Below are 509 nucleotides of genomic sequence, written 5' to 3'. Positions count from 1 at the left end.
GACGTGCTTCCGCGCTGGGCGGAACTCTCTACCTCTTCTTCCCGGCCTTTTGTCACACGGCTGACGCCATGGTTTCCCGCGTCCAGCGGAACTCGCTGTTGTCCAGCCACATGCGGTGCATGACGACCGCCAGGCGACGTGCGAGCGCGACTATCGCCCTGCGCAAGCCGCGCCGCTTGGCGACGTTCATCGCCCAGGCCTTCAGCCATGACCATTTCTTCACGTGCGTCAGCATGACTTGGGCTGCTTCATAGAGCAATGTTCGCATCATGCCGTCCCCGCAGAGTGAGATGCCTCCAACGCGCTTGCTTTCGCCGGACTCGTCGAGCTTCGGTGTCAGCCCCAGGATCGGCCCTACCGCCTTGGAGTTTCTGAACCGTTGTGGAATGTCGATCGTCGCGGTGTACGCGAGCGCCACTATGGAGCCGACACCAGGGACCGTCATCAAGCGCCGGCAGGTAGCATCGCCCCTGGCGATCGCCAGCACTTGTCTGTGCAGGTGCGCAAAT

Annotated in this window: 1 protein-coding gene; it reads right to left on the bottom strand. The window is 62.5% G+C overall.

The genetic code is table 11. The features are described from left to right. Positions 1–52 precede the first annotated feature (52 nt). Positions 53–509 (bottom strand): transposase (locus tag NKI17_RS36975; protein WP_352907965.1); only part of this gene is annotated, 457 nt, incomplete at its 5' end.

This window comes from Mesorhizobium sp. M0816 (assembly GCF_040320005.1).
Taxonomy (GTDB): domain Bacteria; phylum Pseudomonadota; class Alphaproteobacteria; order Rhizobiales; family Rhizobiaceae; genus Mesorhizobium.
This window is presented reverse-complemented; position numbering and strand designations above follow the sequence as displayed.